Origin of the sequence: Anaeromyxobacter oryzae, assembly GCF_023169945.1 — a bacterium.
GTDB lineage: Bacteria > Myxococcota > Myxococcia > Myxococcales > Anaeromyxobacteraceae > Anaeromyxobacter > Anaeromyxobacter oryzae.
Genome location: NZ_AP025591.1, coordinates 2,384,346 through 2,403,566, shown reverse-complemented (window position 1 = coordinate 2,403,566; position 19,221 = coordinate 2,384,346). Strand labels below are relative to the sequence as shown.

Annotated in this window: 15 protein-coding genes; 14 read left to right on the top strand and 1 reads right to left on the bottom strand. The window is 74.8% G+C overall.

Annotation, left to right across the window (positions count from 1 at the left end; translation table 11 throughout):
• Positions 1-23: 23 nt before the first annotated feature.
• Positions 24-2,651, bottom strand: coding sequence for an ATP-dependent chaperone ClpB (gene clpB, locus AMOR_RS10465; protein ID WP_248360764.1), 2,628 nt, complete (start codon positions 2,649-2,651; stop codon positions 24-26).
• Positions 2,652-2,843: 192 nt separating this feature from the next.
• On the opposite strand from clpB, the gene AMOR_RS10460 reads away from it, so the two are divergent.
• The 14 genes from AMOR_RS10460 to AMOR_RS10395 all read left to right on the top strand — a co-directional run bounded on the left by AMOR_RS10460 (position 2,844) and on the right by AMOR_RS10395 (position 19,219).
• Complete coding sequence (locus AMOR_RS10460) at positions 2,844-4,409, top strand: sensor histidine kinase (RefSeq protein ID WP_248360762.1); 1,566 nt, start codon at positions 2,844-2,846, stop codon at positions 4,407-4,409.
• Between the two features lie 187 nt (positions 4,410-4,596).
• Positions 4,597-5,664, top strand: a complete 1,068-nt coding sequence (locus AMOR_RS10455) for a type III polyketide synthase (protein ID WP_248360760.1) — start codon at positions 4,597-4,599, stop codon at positions 5,662-5,664.
• Positions 5,661-6,221: an isoprenylcysteine carboxyl methyltransferase family protein gene (locus AMOR_RS10450; RefSeq protein WP_318653862.1), complete on the top strand. Its 561-nt coding sequence runs from the start codon at positions 5,661-5,663 to the stop codon at positions 6,219-6,221. The genes AMOR_RS10455 and AMOR_RS10450 overlap by 4 nt, the downstream gene beginning before the upstream one ends.
• Entirely contained in the window at positions 6,218-6,517 is a 300-nt protein-coding gene (locus tag AMOR_RS10445) for a phosphopantetheine-binding protein (protein WP_248360755.1), read from the top strand. The genes AMOR_RS10450 and AMOR_RS10445 overlap by 4 nt, the downstream gene beginning before the upstream one ends.
• Positions 6,514-8,286 carry an AMP-binding protein gene (locus AMOR_RS10440; protein ID WP_248360753.1) on the top strand — a complete coding sequence of 591 codons (1,773 nt, stop codon included), beginning with the start codon at positions 6,514-6,516 and terminating at the stop codon, positions 8,284-8,286. Before AMOR_RS10445 ends, AMOR_RS10440 begins: the two co-directional genes overlap by 4 nt.
• The gene (locus tag AMOR_RS10435) at positions 8,283-9,377 is read left to right on the top strand and encodes an NAD(P)/FAD-dependent oxidoreductase (protein WP_248360752.1); all 1,095 of its coding nucleotides are present in this window, start codon (positions 8,283-8,285) and stop codon (positions 9,375-9,377) included. Before AMOR_RS10440 ends, AMOR_RS10435 begins: the two co-directional genes overlap by 4 nt.
• Positions 9,378-9,945: 568 nt before the next feature.
• Positions 9,946-10,737: a tetratricopeptide repeat protein gene (locus tag AMOR_RS10430; protein ID WP_248360751.1), complete on the top strand. Its 792-nt coding sequence runs from the start codon at positions 9,946-9,948 to the stop codon at positions 10,735-10,737.
• Positions 10,738-10,889: 152 nt separating this feature from the next.
• Positions 10,890-12,794, top strand: coding sequence for a tetratricopeptide repeat protein (locus AMOR_RS10425; protein ID WP_248360750.1), 1,905 nt, complete (start codon positions 10,890-10,892; stop codon positions 12,792-12,794).
• A 347-nt stretch (positions 12,795-13,141) separates the two neighbouring features.
• Positions 13,142-14,140: an NAD(P)H-dependent glycerol-3-phosphate dehydrogenase gene (locus AMOR_RS10420; protein ID WP_248360749.1), complete on the top strand. Its 999-nt coding sequence runs from the start codon at positions 13,142-13,144 to the stop codon at positions 14,138-14,140.
• Between the two features lie 222 nt (positions 14,141-14,362).
• The gene (locus AMOR_RS10415; RefSeq protein ID WP_248360748.1) at positions 14,363-16,309 is read left to right on the top strand and encodes a M3 family metallopeptidase; all 1,947 of its coding nucleotides are present in this window, start codon (positions 14,363-14,365) and stop codon (positions 16,307-16,309) included.
• Positions 16,310-16,425: 116 nt separating this feature from the next.
• Positions 16,426-16,809: a cupredoxin domain-containing protein gene (locus tag AMOR_RS10410; protein WP_248360747.1), complete on the top strand. Its 384-nt coding sequence runs from the start codon at positions 16,426-16,428 to the stop codon at positions 16,807-16,809.
• Positions 16,810-16,974: 165 nt separating this feature from the next.
• The gene (locus tag AMOR_RS10405) at positions 16,975-17,358 is read left to right on the top strand and encodes a cupredoxin domain-containing protein (RefSeq protein ID WP_248360746.1); all 384 of its coding nucleotides are present in this window, start codon (positions 16,975-16,977) and stop codon (positions 17,356-17,358) included.
• A gap of 89 nt (positions 17,359-17,447) precedes the next feature.
• Positions 17,448-18,398 (top strand): ferredoxin reductase domain-containing protein, encoded by a 951-nt coding sequence (locus AMOR_RS10400; protein WP_248360745.1) that lies wholly within the window; start codon positions 17,448-17,450, stop codon positions 18,396-18,398.
• A 23-nt stretch (positions 18,399-18,421) separates the two neighbouring features.
• Positions 18,422-19,219 (top strand): ABC transporter permease, encoded by a 798-nt coding sequence (locus tag AMOR_RS10395; RefSeq protein WP_248360744.1) that lies wholly within the window; start codon positions 18,422-18,424, stop codon positions 19,217-19,219.
• Positions 19,220-19,221: the final 2 nt, after the last annotated feature.

The following is a 19,221-nucleotide window of genomic DNA, read 5'->3' as shown; positions in this document are numbered from 1 at the left end:
CCAACGGCGCGAAGCGGGGCGGCCTAGTGCACCGTCGCCGCCTCGCGCGCCGGCGCCGTGCCCTTCGCGAAGGTGATGTTCCCGTCGGGCCCCTCGTCGACGACGATGTGGTCGCCCGCCTTGAACTCGCCCTTGAGCAGCTTCAGCGCGAGCGGGTCCTGCACCATCCGCTGGATGCTGCGCTTCAGCGGCCGGGCCCCGTACACCGGGTCGTAGCCCGCGTCGGCGATCGCCTCGCGCGCGCCCTCGGTGAGCTCGAGGCTGATGTGGCGCTCCTCGAGGAGCCTGCGGAGCCGCCCGAGCTGGATCTCGACGATGCGGCCGAGGTCGGGCCGCGCGAGCGGGCGGAACACGACGATCTCGTCCACCCGGTTCAGGAACTCGGGGCGGAACTCGGCGCGCAGGCTCTCGAGCGCGGCCTCGCGGATGGGCTGCATGTCCGCGCCGGGGCGGCCGGCGAGCCGCTGGATCTCCTGCGAGCCGATGTTCGAGGTCATGATCACGACGGTGTTGCGGAAGTCCACCGTCCGGCCCTGGCCGTCGGTGAGCCGCCCGTCGTCGAGGATCTGGAGCAGCACGTTGAAGACGTCGTGGTGCGCCTTCTCGATCTCGTCGAAGAGGATGACGCAGTACGGGCGGCGGCGGACCGCCTCGGTGAGCTGGCCGCCCTCCTCGTAGCCGACGTACCCGGGGGGCGCGCCGATGAGCCGCGAGACGGTGTGCTTCTCCATGTACTCGGACATGTCGAGGCGGACCATCGCGCTCTCGTCGTCGAAGAGGAACTCGGCGAGGGCGCGCGCGGTCTCGGTCTTCCCGACGCCGGTGGGGCCGAGGAAGATGAAGGAGCCGATGGGGCGGTTCGGGTCCTGGAGGCCGGAGCGCGCGCGGCGGACCGCGGCCGAGACGGCGTTCACCGCCTCCTCCTGCCCGACCACGCGCTCGTGCAGGCGCGCCTCCATCCCGAGGAGCTTCTCGACCTCGCCCTCGAGGAGCTTCGAGACCGGGATCTTCGTCCACTTGGAGACGACCTCCGCGATCTCCTCGGGCGTCACCTCCTCCTTCAGCATCGCGCCGCCGGTCTGCGTTCTCGCGAGCTTCTCCTCGGCGGCCTTCACGGCCCGCGTGAGCTCCGGGATCCGTCCGAACTTGAGCTCGGCGGCCTTCTGGAAGTTCGCCTCGCGCTCGGCCCGGGCCTGCTCGGTCTTCGCGTTCTCGAGCTGCTCGCGGAGCGCGTTCAGCTCCTGGATCACGCCCTTCTCCGCGTCCCAGCGGGCCTTCAGGCGCGCGAACTCCTCGTTCCGGGCGGCCAGCTCCTTCTCGACCTCCGCGAGCCGGTGGCGAGAGGCCTCGTCCTGCTCCTTCACGAGCCCCTGCCGCTCGATCTCGAGCTGCGCGATCCGGCGGCGGACCTCGTCCACCTCCGTCGGCATCGAGTCGATCTCGATGCGGAGCCGCGACGCGGCCTCGTCGACGAGGTCGATCGCCTTGTCCGGCAGGAAGCGGTCGGTGATGTACCGGTGGCTGAGCCGGGCGGCCTCGACGAGCGCGGCGTCCTGGATGTGCACCTTGTGGTGCAGCTCGTACCGGTCCTTCAGGCCGCGCAGGATCGAGATGGTGTCCGCGACCGAGGGCTCGCCCACGAAGATCGGCTGGAAGCGCCGCTCGAGGGCGGGGTCCTTCTCGACGTGCTTGCGGTACTCGGTCACCGTCGTCGCGCCGATGGCGTGCAGCTCGCCGCGGGCCAGCGCCGGCTTCAGCATGTTGCCCGCGTCCATGGCGCCCTCGGCGGCGCCGGCGCCGACGATGGTGTGCATCTCGTCGATGAAGAGGATGATGTTCCCCTCCGACGCGGTGACCTCCTTGAGCACGGCCTTGAGCCGCTCCTCGAACTCGCCGCGGAACTTCGCGCCCGCGACCATCGCCGCGAGGTCGAGGCCGAGGAGCTTCTTGCCCTTGAGGCCTTCGGGGACGTCGCCGTCGACGATGCGGCGGGCGAGCCCCTCGACGATCGCCGTCTTGCCGACGCCGGGGTCACCCACGAGGACGGGGTTGTTCTTGGTGCGCCGGGAGAGGATCTGGATCGTGCGGCGGATCTCGTCGTCGCGGCCGATGACGGGGTCGAGCTTCCCCTGCTTCGCGAGCTGGGTGAGGTCCTTCGCGTACTTCTCGAGGGCTCGGTACTGGCTCTCCGCCTCGGGAGAGGTGACGCGGGCGCCGCCGCGGAAGCCCTCGAGCGCCGCCCGGATCCGGTCCGCGCTCGCCCCGGCGCTCCGGAGCGCCTCTCCGGCGCCGGCCTTCTCGTCGGCGGCCGCGATGAGGAGGTGCTCGGTCGAGACGTACTCGTCCTTGAGCCGCTTCGCCTCGTCCTCGGCGCGGTCGAGCATCTTCATGAACCGGTTCGACGGGTAAGGCTCGGCGCCGCCGCCGGAGACCTTCGGCACGGTGCGCAGCTCGTCCTCGACCCGCGAGGCGACCAGGCCCGGATCGGCGCCGATCTTCTGGAGGATCGGCCGCGCGATGCCCTCGTCCTGACCGAGGAGGGCGAGCGCCAGGTGCTCGACGTCGACGGCCTGGTGATCGCGGCGGCGCGCCTCGGCCTGCGCGGCGGCGATCGCCTCCTGCGCCTTCACGGTGAGCTTTTCCATCTTCATGCCCTCGAACCTAAATCCCGGATCGGACCTGGCAAGCGACGCGCTGCGCCGCCGCCATCCCCGCCCAGGTCGCGCCAGGCCGGGGGAGCGCCTACCCGTCGCTCCTGCCGGCGACCGCCCGCGCCTCGCGCGGGCCTTCCCCGAACGGTCCGTCCGGCGGACAATGACCTGGCCGCCCGACCCGGGGGCTCCGTGAGGAACGCCGCGATCGCACAGCCCGTCACCGTCGCCGCGCAGGCGCGTCCCCGCCGCCGGTCGCTCCGCGTGCTCGGGGCGGCGCTCCCGCTCGCCGTGGTCGTCGCGCTCCGCGGCACGTTCGCGCTGCAGCTCACCGCCGCGCAGTACGTCCCCCTCCACACCGCCATCGAGCTCGCGGTCACGGCGATGCTCCTCGCCACCTTCGCCGTGCAGTGGTTCGCGGCGGGGTCGCGGGGCTTCCAGGACACGCGGGCGCGGGTCCTCGGCTCGGCGCTCCTCGCCGCCGCCATCTTCGAGCTGCTCCACGCGCTGGTGTTCCCCGGGATGCCGGGCTTCTTCGGGGAGGGCACCACCGAGCGCGGGATCACCTACTGGCTCGCCGCCCGGACGTGGACGGTCGCTGCGCTCGTGGCGGCGCCGCTCCTCGCGCCGGGCAGCGAGGGGCCGCTGCTCCGGCGCCGGGCGCTCGTCGCCGGGAGCGCGGTGGCGATCGCGGCCGTGATCGCGTTCGACCTGCTCGTCTCCCCCGGGCGCAGCCTCTTCTTCGAGCCTGGCGTGGGGCTCACCCCGCTGAAGCTCGCGGTCGAGTCCACCGTCGCGGTGGTGGCGGCGGCCGGCGCCCTCGTGCACGCGCGGATCGCGCGACGGACGCGGGACCGCGCCCGCGGGCGGCTCTCGTGGGCGCTCTGGCTGACCGCCCTCGGCGAGATCTCCTTCGCGCTGTACGCGCACGCGTACGACGCGTTCAACGTGCTCGGCCACCTCTACATCGTGGGCGCCGCGGTCTTCGTGTTCGACGCGCTCTTCCTCGCGGCGCTCGTGAAGCCGTACGCCGAGCTCGACGCGCTCCGGGCCCACGTCGAGGACGAGCTCGAGGTCACCATCGCGCGCCTCCGGGAGCGGACCGAGCAGCGCGACGATCTCCTCCGGGCGGTGTCGCACGACCTGCGCACGCCGCTCCAGGTCGTGCTGCTCAAGGCGAGCCGGCTCGTCCGGACCGCGCCCGAGGAGCACGGCCGCGCCGCGCGCAGCATCATCGGCGCCAGCCGGCGGATGGATCGGATGCTCCGCGACCTCGCGGACTCGGCGCGCTCGGAGAGCGGCCAGCTCGCCCTGGCCCGGCAGCCGGTCGCGCTGCACGCCGCGGTCGCCGAGCTGCTCGGCGAGGCCGACGGGGCCCTCGAGGCCGGGCGCGTCTCGAACGCCGTGTCCCCGGAGCTGCCGCCCGCCGACGCCGACCCGGACCGGCTGGAGCGGATCCTGGTGAACCTCGTCGGGAACGCCCTGAAGTACTCGACGGGCCCGGTGACGGTCGGCGCCGCGCGACACGGGGCGGAGCTCCGCGTCTTCGTCCGCGACGCGGGGCCCGGGATCGCGCCCGAGGACCAGGCGAGGATCTTCGAGCGGTACGTCCGCGGCGGGGCCGTGCGCCAGGAGGGGCTCGGGCTCGGGCTCTTCATCGTGCGGCGACTCGTCGAGGCGCACGGCGGGCGGATCTGGGTGGAGAGCGCGCCCCCGGAGGGCAGCACGTTCTCCTTCACCCTTCCGGTCGCCGGCTGACGGAGCACGGGAGGGCGCCCCCGTCCCCCCTCGGCGGTCCCGTGTCCCACGCCCCGCCGTTCGGGTGTCCTACGTGACGGCGCGCGACCCCGTCCCGCGCGGTCGTTGCGCAGCGCGGCACCGCCGAGCATCCCTTCCGTGACCCGCTCCGGCCGTCCCCTCGCCCGTGAAGCCTCATCCAACGACCGTGACGCAACATCCATCGATCCTGTCCGTCGGCCGCGCCCTCCCCTCCAACTTCGTGGACCAGGAGACGCTGATCGCCGCGCTCTCCGCGTACTGGGGCGCGAAGCACTTCAACGTCGAGCGGCTCGCGGACCTCCACCGCGCCGCGCGGGTCGGCGGCCGCCACCTCGCCCTGCCGCTCGCCGAGTACGCGGGGCTCGACTCGTTCCGGAAGTGCAACGACGCGTTCATCAGGGTCGGCGCCGAGGTCGGCGAGGCGGCGGTGCGGGACGGGCTCCGCCGCGCCGGCCTCGACGTGCGGGACGTGGACCACCTCTTCTTCGTCACCGTGACCGGGATCTCCACGCCGTCTCTCGACGCGAAGCTCGCGAACCGGCTCGGCCTCAAGCCGTCCATCAAGCGAACGCCCATCTTCGGCCTCGGCTGCCAGGCCGGAGCGTCCGGGATCGCCCGCGCTTCCGACGTGCTCCGCGCGTACCCCGGCGAGGTCGCGGTGATGCTGTCGGTGGAGCTCTGCTCGCTCACCCTCCAGCGCGAGGACGCGTCGGTCACCAACGTGATCGCGACCGGGCTCTTCGGCGACGGCGCCGCGGCCGCGGTCCTCGCCGGCGGGGAGCGGCCGCCGGTCGCCGGCGCGCCGCGCATCCTCGCCACGCGGTCGGTCTTCTACCCCGACACGGAGTGGGTGATGGGCTGGGACGTGGTCGACACCGGCTTCAAGGTGGTCCTCTCGGCCAAGGTCCCGCAGGTCATCGAGGCGAACATCGGGCGGGACGTGGACGCGTTCCTCGCCGCGCACGGGCTCACGCGCGCGGCGATCCGGCACTGGGTGGCGCACACCGGCGGGCCCAAGGTGCTCGAGGCGTTCCGGCGCGCGCTCGAGCTCCCCGAGGCGGTGCTCGCGCGCTCGTGGGCGTCGCTCCGGGACGTGGGGAACCTGTCGTCGGCGTCGGTCCTCTTCGTGCTCGGCGAGGTCCTCGACTCCGGCGAGCCGCGCCCGGGCGACCTCGGCCTCCTCGCGGCGATGGGGCCGGGCTTCTCCGCCGAGCTGGTGCTGCTCCGGTGGTGACGGCGCGCGCCATCGGGTACGCCCTCCTCGGCCTCGTCGCGCTGGAGCGCGTCGTCGAGCTCGCCGTCTCGACGCGGAACGCGCGCCGGACGCTCGCGCGCGGCGGCGTCGAGCGCGGGCGCGGGCACTACCCGGTCATGGTCGCCTTCCACGCCGGCGTCCTCGCGGCCTGCGCCGCCGAGCCGGTGGTGTGGCCCGAGCCCGCCTGGCCGGTCGCGGCAACCGCCGGCGCAGCGCTCGCGGTCGCCGCGGCGCAGGCGCTCCGCTGGTGGGCGGTCGGCACCCTCGGCGAGCGCTGGTCCACGCGCATCGTCGTCGTGCCGGGCGCGGCGCCGGTCGTGTCGGGGCCGTACCGGTGGCTGCGCCACCCGAACTACGTCGCGGTGGCGGTCGAGCTCGCGGCCTTGCCGCTCGCCCTCGGCGCGTGGCGGACCGCGATCGCTGCGACGCTCGGAAACGCCGCGCTCATGGCGATCCGGATCCCCGCCGAGGAGCGGGCCCTCGGTCCGGCGTGGGCGGCGGCGTTCGCGGCCCGCCCGCGGGGAGGCGGCCCGTGACGCTGGTCACCCGCGATGACGGCGCCGCGCCCGGTGGCGGGCTCTCGGACCCCGAGCGGCGCGTCGCGGAGGAGATCGTCCGCCTCGCCCGCGAGGACCTCGGCCTCGAGGCCCCCGACCGCGCTGGCGAGCCCCTCGCCGCGGCGCTCGACTCGCTCGCGCTGCTCTCCCTCGTCGTCGCGGTGGAGGACCGGTTCCGGGTGATCCTCGGCGACGACGACGCGGCCGGGACCCGCACGCTGGAGGATCTCGCGCGGCTCGTCACGGCGCGCGCCGCCCCGGAGGTGCTCCCGTGACGTCCCGGCTCCGCGGTCCGCCCCAGCCGCCCGCGCGGCACGCGACGCTCGTCCGGGCCCTCGCCGAGGCGGCGCGCCACCCGAGCGGTGTCACCTTCGTCGACCTCCAGGAGCGCGAGACGTTCCTGCCCTGGGCCGAGGTCCGCGCGCGCGCCGAGCGCGCCGCCGCGAACCTCGTCCACCTCGGCGTCCGGGAGGGGGACCGCGTCGCGATCGTCCTCCGCACCGAGCCCGCCTTCCTCGACGCCTTCTTCGGCGCGTGGCTCGCCGGCGCGGTCCCGGTGCCGCTCTATCCGCCGGTGCGGCTCGGGCGGATGGACGAGTACCTCGAGGGGACCGGGCGGATGATCGCCGTCGCCGGCGCGCGGGTCGTCGTCTCGGGAGGCGGCACGCGGCGGCTCCTCGGCGCGGCGGTGGAGCGGGGCGGGCCGCCCCTCGGGTGTCTCGACGTGGACGCGCTCCGGTCGGTCCCGGCGCGCATCGCGCGGGATCCGGCGCCCGGGACGCTCGGGCTCGTGCAGTTCTCGTCGGGCTCGACGGTGGATCCAAAGCCGGTCGCGCTCACGCACGCGGCGCTCGGCGCGATGACCGACGCGCTCGTCGCCGTCACCGCGCCGGACGGCCGCGACGTGCTCGTGTCGTGGTTGCCGCTCTACCACGACATGGGGCTCATCGGCTGCCTGCTGTCCGCGATGAGCTACCCCGGGCCGCTCGTGCTCGTGCCGCCGGAGCACTTCCTCGCCCGGCCCGCCCTGTGGCTCCGCGCGATCGGCCGCCACCGCGGGACGATCTCGGCGGCGCCGAGCTTCGCCTACGCGTACGCCGCGGCGCGGGTCCGTGAGCACGAGCTGGAGCGCGTCTCGCTCGCGACGTGGCGGCTCGCCCTCGACGGCGCGGAGCCGGTCTCGGCGGAGGCGCTCCGCCGCTTCGCGACGCGGTTCGAGCAGCACGGCCTCGACCCGGGCGCGCTCGTCCCGGTGTACGGGCTCTCGGAGGCGGCGCTCGCGGTCACCTTCGGGCGCCCCGGCGCGCCGCTCGCCGGGAGGAAGGTCGATCCGGTCGTCCTCGCCCGGGATGGCGTGGTCGCGCCGGGCGCGCGGGAGATCATGTCCGTCGGGACGCCGGTGCCCGGCGTCGACCTCGAGGTCCGCGACGAGCGGGGCGAGGTCGTGGAGGAGGGCCGCCTCGGTCGCATCGCCGTCACGGGGCCGGCGCTCATGCGCGAGTACCTCGGCGACCCGGAGGGCACCGCCCGCGCGCTCCGTGGCGGCTGGCTCGACACGGGCGACCTCGGGTTCGTCGCGGGCGGCGCGCTGTACGTCCACGGCCGCGCGAAGGACGTGGTCATCGTGCGCGGGGCGAACCACGCGCCGGAGGAGTTCGAGGCGCCGCTCGCCGGCGTCGCCGGGTTGCGCCCGGGCTGCGCCGTCGCGCTCGGGTGGGCGCCGGACGACGCGGGCGGCGAGGCCCTCCTCGTGCTCGCGGAGCGCGCCCGCGAGGGCGCCGGGGAGGACGGGGACCTCGAGGCGCGCGTGCGCCGGGCGATCCTCGAGGCGAGCGGCGTCGCGCCGCACACCGTGCGGATCCTGGCGCCGGGGACGCTGCCGCGGACGTCGTCCGGGAAGCTCCGGCGGCAGGAGGCGCTCCGCAGGTTCGTCGCGGACCGCCTCGCGCCGCCGCGCGCGGTGAACCCGCTCCGGCTCGCGGTCGAGGCGGCGCGCTCGCAGCTCGCATACGCGCGGTCCCGCCGGCGCGGGGATGGCGGGTGACGCGTCTGCGCGACGTGGTGGTCGTCGGCGGCGGCCCGGCGGGGCTCGCGCTCGCCGCGGCCGCCGCGGCGCGCGGGCTCGACGTCACCGTCCTCGAGCGCGGGGTGCCGCCGCTCGACAAGGCGTGCGGCGAGGGCGTCCTGCCCGCCGGGCTCCGAGCCCTCGAGACGCTCGGGGTTCTGCCGCTCCTGCCGCCGGCGGACATCGCGCGCATCCGCGAGATCCGCTGGATCGAGCCGGACGGGATCGCGGCCCGGCTCGCGCTGCCGCCGCCCGGCGGGCTGGGCGTGCGCCGCACCGCGCTGCGAGCGGCGCTCCGCGCGCGGGCGGCCGCGCTCGGCGTCGAGATCCTCGAGGGGGCCGAGGTCGTCGGGCACCGCCGTGAGGCGGGCGCCATCCGCGCCGAGGTCGCGGGCGGAGCGGCCGTGCCCGGCCGCGTGCTCGTCGCCGCGGACGGGCTCGGGTCGCCGGTCCGGCATCGCGAGGGCCTCGACCGGCGCGTCGCGGGCGCGCCGCGCTTCGGGATCCGGCAGCACCTCGCGATGACGCCCTGGTCGGACGCGGTGGAGGTCCACTTCGGCGACGGCGCTGAGGCGTACGTCACGCCCGCCGGCGCGCGGCGGGTCGGGATCGCGATCCTGTTCGAGCGCGGCGAACAGGTCCGGTTCGAGGCGCTGCTCCGGCGGTTCCCGGCGCTCCTGGCGCGCGTCGAGGGGGCGCCGGCCGACTCGGTGGTGCGCGGGGCGGGCCCGTTCGCGCGGGCGAGCCGGGCGCGGGTCGCCGACCGGCTCGTCCTGCTCGGCGACGCCGCGGGCTACGTGGACGCGGTGACGGGGGAGGGGCTCTCGCTCGCGTTCGGGTGCGCGCTCGATCTCGCGGCGCTGCTCCCGGACGCGCTGGCCCGCGGAGCGTCGACGGCCGCGCTCGCCGGGTACGAGCGGGTCTGGCGGCGGCGGTTCGTGCCGTACGCGCGGTGGACGCGGCTCGTGCTCGGGCTGTCGCGGCGGCCGGCGCTGCGGAGGAGGGTGCTCGCGCTGGCGCGGGCGACGCCCGCCGTGTTCGAGAGGGTGGTGGCGGGGGTGGTGGGGTGACCGCAGCGCGGCCCGACCGGCCGCGCTGTCCGTGCCCGTGCCCGAACGCGTGCCCGGCTTCTCCGTGCCCGTGACCCGCGTCCCGTGGGCCCTGGCCCGAGGCCCGCGTCTCTTGTGAGCCGAGGTGCCGGCGTCGACCGCGAGCTGGCCCCCCTCACCCCGTCCCTCTCCCCCCGCTCCGCTTCGCTGCGCGGGGGGAGAGGGGGAGTTGTCTCTCTTGACGTTCTCGTTCGCGTTCCCGTTCGAGTTCCCGTTCCCGGTTTCCCGTTCGCGTTCCCGTTCGAGTTCCCGGTTTCCCGTTCGAGTTCCCGGTTTCCCGTTCGAGTTCCCGGTTCCCGTTCGAGTTCCCGGTTCCCGTTCGAGTTCCCGGTTCCCGTTCGAGTTCCCGGTTCCCGTTCGAGTTCCCGGTTCCCGTTCGAGTTCCCGGTTCCCGTTCGAGTTCCCGTTCCCGTTCGAGTTCGAGTTCGCGTCCTCCTTCCCGTTCCCCTTCCCACATCCCCCCACGCGCACGCGCCCCTCGACCGCGCCCTCCCGCCGTGCTTGAAATGCCCCGTCACGGGGGAAGCCCATGTCGCAGTGGATGCTCTGGTACCTGCTCTCCTGGCTCACCGGCAGCCCGCTCGCCGCGCTCGTCGCGCTGGCGGTCATCTGGTGGCTCGGGGACCGGTTCACCTTCCGGGTCCTCCCGGATCCGCTGCGGCCCTTCGGCCGGTGGCGCCGGATGGGCCAGCTCCGGCGCACCATCGAGGTGAACCCGCACGATCGCCGCTCGCGGCTCGAGCTCGCCCAGCTGCTGCTCGACGCGCGCCGCCCGGGCGAGGCCGCGAAGGTGCTCCGCCCGAACGTCGAGGCGGGCGACGACGACGTGCACACCGCCTTCGCGCTGGGCGCGGCGCTCGCCCGGAGCGGCGACACGGACGCCGCCGAGCGCGTCCTCGCGCACGCGCGGGCCGAGGAGCCGCGGTTCCGCGCCGGCGAGATCGACCTCGAGCTCGGGAAGCTCCGCGTCCGCCGCGGCGACTTCGCCGGCGCGCGCGAGGCGCTCGAGCGTGTCCTCGAGCTCCGCCCCGGCTCCGTCGAGGCCCGCTACTTCCTCGCCCGCGCGCTCGCCGGCCTCGGCCTCTCCGCCGACGCCCGGCGCGTCCGCGAGGACGCCTGGCGCGAGTACGCCGTGCTCCCGCGCTTCCACCGCCGGCAGGAGCGGCCGTTCGCGTGGCGCCTCAAGCCGTGGCGACCGGCGCTCGTCCTCGTCGCGGTCCTCGTCGCCGCCGCGCTGGCGGGCCGCCTCCTCGTGGCGGCGGCGCCTTCGCGCGACGGGCTCGCGCCGCGGGGCGCCGCCGCGGACTACGACGACCAGTAGCGGTCGCGACGCCGCCGCGGACTACGACGACCAGTAGCGGTCGCGACGCCGCCGCGGACTACGACGACCAGTAGCGGTCGCGAACGGCGCGCGCGCCCGATCGCCCGGTCGCTGCCGCCCCCGCCGGGCGATCCGCTAAGATGCGCGCGCCCGTGAACGTCGCACCTCGCCCGTCCAGCCCGGATCCCTCCGTCTCGCCCTGGCCCGTCCGCGTCCTCGACGCGCTCGGCGCCCGTCCGCGCCTCGCCGTCGCCCTCGCGGCGATCGTCCCGTTCCTCGGCACGCTCGGGGACCCGCCCGTCCTCGACGACGGCTGGGCCGCGCTCGACAACCCGCTCGTCCACAGCCTCTCGAACGTCGGCCGGATCTTCCGGGAGCTGTACGGCTACGCCGGCGCCGCCTCCGTGCGCGGGCCCTACCGCCCGCTCACCACGATCTCCTACGCCCTCGACTACGCGGTGCACGGCCGCTGGACGCCGGGCTACCACGTCGTGAACGTCGCCCTGCACGCGGCGGCGAGCCTGCTCGTCCTCGCGCTCGCGCGGCGGCTCGCGCGCGCCGCGATGCCCGACCGCGCCGACCGGCTCGCGCTCGTGGCGGGGCTCCTGTTCGCCGTGCACCCGGCGCACGTCGAGGCGGTCGCGACCATCTTCGGCCGGACCGAGCTGCTCGCCGCCTGCTTCGCGGTCGGCTCGCTGCTCCTCGCGCTCCGCTGGCGCGAGGCGCGGTGGACGCTCCCCGCGGCGGTCGCCGTCCTCGTCCTCGGCGTCCTCTCGAAGGAGTTCGCGGTCCTCACGCCGGTCCTCTTCGCGCTCTGCGCCGTCACGGCGCCCGCCGCGGCCGGGCTCGCCGCGCGGCCCGGGTTCCGGACCGAGGCGGGCCGCCGCGCGCTCCGCGGCACCGTCCTCGTCGCCGCCGCGCTCTCGCTCGCGGTGATCCCGTACTTCCTCGGGCGCCGCGGCGTGCCGCTCACGGTGGCGCCGGTCGCCCGCTGGTTCCCGGAGGGGACCTCCGCCGCGCACATCGCGCTCACGATGAGCCGGGTGATGGGCGAGTACCTGCGGATCCTCCTCTTCCCGTCGTTCCTCGGCGGCGACTTCGCGTACGCGGCGCGGATCGGGACGCTCACCGAGCCGAACCCCGGCTTCTGGGTCGCGACGATCGCCTGGGTCGTCGCGCTCGCCGGGGCGGTCACCCTCGTCGTCCGGCGGCGCGCGCCGCTCGTGGCGCTCGGGCTCCTCTGGACCTTCGTCGCGCTCCTCCCGGTGATGCACTTCATCCCCGTCGGCGTGCTCCTCGCGGAGCGGCTCCTGTACCTGCCGTCGGTGGGGTTCTGCATCGCCGCGGCGACGCTCCTCGCGCGGCTCGGGCCCGGCGCCGTGACCGCGCCGGTCGCGCGGCGTGCGCCGGACCCCGCCGGCGAGGATCCGATGGAAGCGGTGCGGGTGCGGCTGCCGCCCGTCGCCGCCGGGCTCGTCCTCGCGATCGCGGCGCTCCTCGCGACCCGCACCGTCGTGCGGGCGCTCGACTGGCGCTCGAACCTCGCGCTCTGGGAGTCGGAGCTCTCGAAGGCGCCGCGGGACGTGGTCGTGAACAACAACCTCGCCGTGGAGTACACGGCGCGACGCGACTACGCCCGCGCGGTGGAGCGGCTCAAGGTCGCGCTGGCGGTCCACCCGAGCTACTGGCGCGCGTACGTGAACCTCGGCCTCGCCTACCAGGGCCTCGGCGCCCGGGATCAGGCGCAGGCGTCGTACCTCACCGCGATGCAGCTCGCCCCGGAGCCGGAGTCGACGGGCCCGCGGTACTTCCTCGCCCTCCTGCTCCGCGACGAGGGGCGGCTCGACGCGGCGCTCGCGGTCGTCCGCGATGCGCGCCGGCTCGGCCCGGAGGAGGGCCGCCTCGCGCGGCTCGAGGGCGATGTCCTCCTCCGGCTCGGCGAGGCCGCCGGCGCCCGCGCCGCGCTCGAGCGGGCGCTCGCGCTCGACCCGGCCGACGGCGAGGCGCGGGCGCTGCTCGCGAGGACGTCCCGCCCGGCGGCCGCCGCGACTCCCTGATCAGCTGGCGGTGGCGCCCGCGGGCGCGGTCTCGCGGTCGCGGGCGGCGGCAGCGCGGTGCTCCACGTCGCCGAGCTCGGCGTCGTGCTGCTCCTCTTCCTCAGGACCTGGAGAAGCTCGCCGCGGCGGCGAACCGGGGCAGCGAGGAGCTGGAGGACGCCCAGGAGCGGCGCTCCGCCTGAGGCCCCCGGCGGGCGCCCGCCCGCCGCCAGGGAGCGGGTCGACCTGCTGACGCGGCGCGCCGCGCCCCCGGGTCATGGCGAAGCCACGCCCCCGTCGACCCGGAGATCCCCCCCACGCCGGCGCGGCACCCGGGATAGGATCGCCGCCCAAAGGAGAGCTCATCCATGCGCTGCACCGTTCTCGGCGCCGGTTCCTGGGGGACCGCGCTCGCGTCCCTCCTCGCCGGCAAGGGCTACACCGTCACGTCCTGGGACAAGGACCACGCGGTCCTCGACGACATCGCGCGGAACCACCGGAACGAGCGCTACCTCCCGGGTGCGCCGCTGCCCGCGACCCTGCACGCGAACCCGGACGCGGCGAAGGCGCTCGAGGGCGCCGAGCTGGTGGTCCTCGCCGTGCCGTCGCACGCGATCCGGCCGGTGATCATCGAGGCGAAGCGGCACATCCACGCCGGCACGCCGGTCGTGTGCGTCGCGAAGGGCATCGAGCTCGACACGCTCATGACCATGAGCGAGGTGCTCGAGGACGTGCTGCCGGTGCCGCTGCACCCGTACGTCGCGGTGCTGTCCGGCCCCTCCTTCGCGAAGGAGGTCGCGAAGGGGCTGCCCACCGCGGTCACCGTCGCGGCCCGGTGGGAGCGGATCGCGAAGCAGGTCCAGGACGCGTTCCACACGAAGATGTTCCGCCCGTACACGTCCGGCGACGTCGTGGGCGTCGAGATCGGCGGCTGCGTGAAGAACGTCGTCGCCATCGCCGCCGGCATCTCCGACGGGTTCGGCTTCGGCGCGAACTCGCTCGCGGCCCTCATCACCCGCGGCCTCGCCGAGATCAGCCGCCTCGCGGTGCGCAAGGGCGCGAACCCGCTCACGCTGTCGGGCCTCGCCGGCCTGGGCGACCTCGTCCTCACCTGCTCGTCCGACCTCTCCCGCAACCGCACCGTCGGGCGCGGCCTCGCGCAGGGCAAGTCGGCGGACGAGATCCAGCGCGAGCTCGGGCAGGTCGCGGAGGGCGTCCGCAACGCGAAGAGCGCCCGCGACCTCGCGCGGCGGCTCGGCGTCGAGATGCCCATCACGGAGTCCGTCTACCGCGTCCTCTACGAGAACGTCTCCCCGCGGGAGGCGCTGACCCAGCTCATGATGCGGGAGACGAAGCCGGAGATCTGACGAGGTCCTCGAGCGCCGGGTTCGCGAGGCGAGCCCGGCGCCGTTCCCGTTCGCCCCGAGCCTGTCGAAGGGCGACTCGCCGCGCCCGGTCGTGGTTCGACAGGCTCGGCACGACCGGCTCTCGCCACGAGGCGGGCGTGCCCGCGGCGCCGCGCCCCGTCCGCGGCGGATGCGGCCGCCGTGCGCGCGGGGTAAAGAGATGGGCTCCACCGAGGAGCCCGCATGCCCGAGACCCCGCCCCCCCGAGCCTCCCGCGAGCTGACCGGCACCCCCGCCGCCTTCACCGACGGTTGCCGTCGCGACATGCAGCGGGCCCGCGCGGAGGCGGACCGGGCGCGCCGCCTCGGCCCGGCCGGCGGCGTCGACACCCTCGAGGCGTTCGACGCCGCGTTCGCCTCGCTCGGCGAGGCGGCGTCCCGGGCGTCCCTCGCGCGCAACGTCCACCCCGACGCCGCGCTCCGCGACGCCGCCGAGGCCGCCGAGCAGGAGGTCGACGCGCTGTCCACCGAGCTGTCGCTCGACCGCGGCCTGTACGACGCGCTCGCGGGGATCGACGTCTCCGGCGAGGACGGGGCGACCCGGTACTTCGTCTCGAAGAGCCTCCGGGACTTCCGGCGCGCGGGCGTCGACCGGGACGACGCGACGCGGGCGCGGGTGAGGGCGCTCCGCGACGAGCTCGTCCGCATCGGCCAGGAGTTCGGCCGCAACATCAAGGACGACGTCCGGAAGCTCGAGCTCGACCCGGGGGACCTGGACGGCCTGCCGGAGGACTGGAAGCGCGCGCACCTGCCTGCGGAGAGCGGCCGCGTCACCGTCACGACCGACAACACCGACTACGTGCCGTTCATGACGTACGCGCGGAGCGCGACGGCGCGCGAGCAGCTCTGGCGCCTGTACCGCCTCCGCGGCCACCCCAGGAACCTGGACGTCCTGTCCCGGATGCTGGCGCGCCGCGCCGAGCTGGCCCGGCTGCTCGGGTACCCGTCCTGGGCCGCGTACGTCACCGAGGACAAGATGATCGGGAGCGAGGGCGCGGCCGCGGACTTCATCGAGCGGATCGCCCGGGCCGCGGAGGCGCGGATGGCGCGCGACCACGCCCAGCTCCTCGAGCGGAAGCGGAAGGAGACGCCCGGGGCGGACCGCGTGGACCCGTGGGACTCGGCCTACCTCCAGGAGCGGGTGAAGGCGGAGCAGTACGGATTCGACTCACAGTCGGTCCGGCCCTACTTCGAGTACGCGCGGGTGAAGGAGGGCGTGCTCGACGTCACCGCGCGGCTGTTCGGGATCACCTACCGCCCCGCCCCCGACGCGCCGGTGTGGCACCCCGACGTCGAGGTGCACGACGTCACCGAGGGTGACGAGCTCCTCGGGCGGATCTACCTCGACATGCACCCGCGGGACGGCAAGTACAAGCACTACGCCCAGTTCACGCTCGCCTCCGGACAGCGCGGGAAGCGGCTCCCGGAGGGCGTGCTCGTCTGCAACTTCCCGCGGCCGGCGGCGGGCGCGCCGGCGCTCATGGAGCACGGCGACGTCCGCACCTTCTTCCACGAGTTCGGGCACCTGCTCCACCACGTCCTCGGCGGCCACACGCGCTGGGCGGGCCAGTCCGGTGTCGCGACGGAGTGGGACTTCGTCGAGGCGCCGTCGCAGATGCTCGAGGAGTGGGTCTGGGATCCCGAGGTGCTGGGCCGCTTCGCGCGCCACGTGGAGACTGGAGCTCCGATCCCGCCCGAGCTGGTCCGCCGGATGAAGGCCGCGGACGAGTACGGGAAGGGGCTCATGGTGCGGCAGCAGATGTTCTACGCGGCGACGAGCCTCGAGCTGCACCGCCGCGCCCCCGACGCGCTCGACACGACCGCCCTCGTCGCCGAGCTGCAGGAGCGCTACACCCCCTTCCGTCACGTGCCGGGGACCTATTTCCACGAGTCCTTCGGGCACCTCGATGGCTACTCGGCCATCTACTACACGTACATGTGGTCCCTCGTGATCGCGAAGGACCTCTTCGGCCCGTTCCGCGCCGCGGGCCTGCTGGATCCCGGCCCCGCGCGGCGCTACCGGCGCGCGATCCTCGAGGCGGGCGGCTCGAAGCCGGCGGCGGAGCTGGTGAGGGACTTCCTCGGCCGGCCGCAGACGTTCGACGCGTACGAGGCCTGGCTGAACGCGTAGCCATCGCCCGCTCGCCGCCGACGTTGCCTCCTGCGGCGGCGCTCCGGGGGGCCGTGCCCCTTCGGTGACGACGCTGCGCGAGGCCCTCGCGCATCTCGAACAGCCGGAGGTTTCAAATGCGCAAGGGCTGGGTGATCTCGATCCTGCTCGCCGCCGCGTGCGGCGGCAGCAGCAGTTCCAACACGAGCGGGGGCGGGGGCGGGGGCGGCGGGACGACCACCTGCACGGCGGCGAACGCGACGGCGACGACGACGGTGTCGATGGCGAACACCGCGTACGCGCCGGGCTGCATGAAGGTCGCCGTGGGCACGACCGTGACGTTCTCGAACGACGACGTGATGGCCCACACCGTCACCACCGACGCCGGCCAGGCGGAGTCGTTCAACAGCGGCGCGATCAATCCGAACGCCACCTTCAGCCACACGTTCGCGACGGCTGGAACGATCAAGATCCACTGCAACTTCCACTCGACCATGCACCTCACCGTGATCGTGCAGTGAGCGTCGGGGCGCGCCGGTCCGGGCCGCTCGACGGTGACCCGCACCGGCGTGTGCCGCCCGCCCGCCGCCGGCGTTGCCTCCTGCGACGGCGCTCCGGGGGCCGTGCCCCTTCGGTGACGACGCTGCGCGTGACCCTCGCGCATCTCGAACAGCCGGAGGTTTCAAATGCGCAAGGGCTGGGTGGTCTCGATCCTGCTCGCAGCCGCGTGCGGCGGCGGCACTTCCTACGGCGGCGGCGGCGGCGGCGGTGGGGGTGGCGGGACGACCACCTGCACGGCGGCGAACGCGACGGCGACGACGACGGTGTCGATGGCGAACACCGCGTACGCGCCGGGCTGCATGAAGGTCGCCGTGGGCACGACCGTGACGTTCTCGAACGACGACGTGATGGCCCACACCGTCACCACCGACGCCGGCCAGGCGGAGTCGTTCGACAGCGGCGCGATCAACCCGAACGCCACCTACAGCCACACGTTCGCGACGGCCGGCACGATCAAGATCCACTGCAACTTCCACTCGACCATGCACCTCACCGTGATCGTGCAGTGAGCGTCGGGCGCGCCGGTCCGGCCCGTACCGGCCCGTCTGCCCCGTGCGGCAACGTGGCCGCGGCGCGGTGGCGCGGGTAGAGGATCGACATGCCCCCGCCCGCCGCGCCCGAGCCCCGGACCCGCGTCGTCCGCACCGCCGTCCCGCAAGAGGGCGAGCCGGTCCGGACGGAGGTCCCCCGCCGCCGCATCAAGGACCTGGAGGTGATGGTCGCCGACGTGGTCGTCGAGACGCCGGACACCGCGACGCTCGTCCTGTTCACCGGCAACGACCGGCTCGACTATCAGGCGGGCCACTTCTGCACGATCGACCCGCACCAGTTCGAGGCCCTCGAGCGCTGGGTGCAGTACCTCGAGGACCTGAAGGGGAAGCGGGAGGTGCCGCGCGCCTACTCGCTCGCCTCGGCGCCCCACGAGCGCTACCTCGCCATCACGGTGAAGGAGGAGCGCTACCAGAGCGGCGTCACGCGGTACCCGCCGCTCCTCTCGCCGATGCTCGTCAAGCGGACGGGGCGGGGGAGCCGGATCGAGATCACCGGGTTCACCGGTCCGTACGTGCTCCCGCCGGACCCGGAGGCGAAGACCGATCACGTCGTCCACGTGGTGGCCGGCTCCGGGGTGGTCCCGAACTGGTCGATCCTGAAGCACGCGCTGCGCGAGCACCCGCGGATCCGGCACACGTTCGTCTACTCGAACAAGACCTGGAGCGACGTCATCTACCGCGACGCGCTCGCCGCGCTCGCGGCGGAGCACCCGGGCCGCCTCCGGGTGGTGCACACGCTCACGCGCGAGCCGGAGCCGGAGCGCCGCGGGGCGAACGTCCGTGCCGGGCGGATCGACGCCGACCTCCTCCGCGCCCTCGTCCCGGACCCGCGCGCCGCCCTCGTCTACGCGTGCGGCCCCGCGGTCGGACCGTTCGAGCGGCTCGCCGCGCGGGAGCGGGGCGAGACGCCGAAGCCCCGGTTCCTCGAGGCCGCGCTCGCGGCGCTCGCCGAGATCGGGGTCCCGCGGGATCGGGTGAAGCACGAGTCGTACGGGTAGGGGTTTCGCGCTACCTTTCCCCCGTGCGCCGCACCCTCAAGGCCTTCCCGACCCTGCTCAAGATCGGCTTCGCCGAGGCGATCGCCTACCGGGCGGAGTTCCTGGTGTGGCTCCTCTCCACCAACATGCCGCTCGTCATGCTCGCGCTCTGGACCGCCGTCGCCCGGGACGCGCCGGTCGGGCGGTTCGGGCAGCGGGACTTCGTCGCCTACTTCCTCGCCGCGCTCGTCGTCCGGCTCATGACCGGCGCGTGGGTCATCTGGGAGCTGAACTTCGAGATCCGCCAGGGGACGCTCGCGTTCCGGCTGCTCCGTCCAGTCCACCCGCTCTTCGCCTACGCCGCCGAGAACGTCGCGGCGATGCCGCTCCGCGCGCTCATCACGCTGCCGGTGGCGGTCGGCGCGCTCCTCGTCGTCGGCGGGGAGCGGGTGACGCACGATCCGCTCCTGATCGCCCTCTTCCCGGTGACGATCGCCGGCGCCTGGCTCATCACCTTCCTCGCCATGGCGATCATCGGCGCGCTCGCGTTCTACCTCGAGCAGGCCGGCGCGGTGTTCGAGGTCTGGCTCGGGCTCTTCGGCGTGTTCTCCGGGTACCTCGTCCCGCTCGAGCTGTTCCCGCGGTGGGTCGAGGCGTTCGCCCGGGCGCTGCCGTTCCGCTACATGCTCGCCTTCCCCGTCGAGATGGTCATCGGGATGACGTCTCGGCCGCGCGCGCTCGCCGAGCTCGGGATCCAGTGGGGGTTCGTGCTCGTGCTCGGCATCGGCGCTCGGGCGGCGTGGCGGCTCGGCATGCGCCGCTTCTCCGCGGTGGGAGGGTAGGC

Excerpts from the sequence above, each read along its gene's own strand:
- AMOR_RS10430 (WP_248360751.1), top strand. The coding sequence starts at position 9,946 with ATGTCGCAGTGGATGCTCTGGTACCTGCTCTCCTGGCTCACCGGCAGC.
- AMOR_RS10405 (WP_248360746.1), top strand. The coding sequence starts at position 16,975 with ATGCGCAAGGGCTGGGTGGTCTCGATCCTGCTCGCAGCCGCGTGCGGC.
- AMOR_RS10415 (WP_248360748.1), top strand. The coding sequence starts at position 14,363 with ATGCCCGAGACCCCGCCCCCCCGAGCCTCCCGCGAGCTGACCGGCACC.
- AMOR_RS10410 (WP_248360747.1), top strand. The coding sequence starts at position 16,426 with ATGCGCAAGGGCTGGGTGATCTCGATCCTGCTCGCCGCCGCGTGCGGC.
- AMOR_RS10420 (WP_248360749.1), top strand. The coding sequence starts at position 13,142 with ATGCGCTGCACCGTTCTCGGCGCCGGTTCCTGGGGGACCGCGCTCGCG.
- AMOR_RS10400 (WP_248360745.1), top strand. The coding sequence starts at position 17,448 with ATGCCCCCGCCCGCCGCGCCCGAGCCCCGGACCCGCGTCGTCCGCACC.
- clpB (WP_248360764.1), bottom strand. The coding sequence starts at position 2,651 with ATGAAGATGGAAAAGCTCACCGTGAAGGCGCAGGAGGCGATCGCCGCC.